The organism is Burkholderia sp. SIMBA_051, assembly GCF_046534915.1.
GTDB lineage: Bacteria > Pseudomonadota > Gammaproteobacteria > Burkholderiales > Burkholderiaceae > Burkholderia > Burkholderia ambifaria.
Window position 1 is genome coordinate 1 of record NZ_JAWRXS010000425.1, and the last position, 262, is coordinate 262.

Sequence of the window (262 nt, forward strand, 5' to 3'; positions counted from 1 at the left end):
GTGAATTGAGGGTGTCATTGCATGAATGCAAGTCGGTTTCGCTACAATCATCCAGGAGTGTCGCGAGAGCCTGCCGTTGCGCCGCGAGATGCGTCGAAATGCCTGTTCATCGTGCGAGCCTGTCATGTCCATCACCGCCTGGCTATTTTTTCTGCCCGCCTGCTTCGCGATCAATCTCGCGCCCGGACCGAACAATCTACTGTCGATTAACGTGGCCGCGCGTCACGGTTTCATAACCGCTTTCATTGGCGGCACTGGCCGG

Annotated in this window: 1 pseudogene; it reads left to right on the plus strand. The window is 56.9% G+C overall.

Going from position 1 to position 262, the window contains the following annotated elements:
• Positions 1-124 precede the first annotated feature (124 nt).
• Positions 125-262, plus strand: a pseudogene (locus SB771_RS35135) (LysE family translocator); the annotation flags it as partial.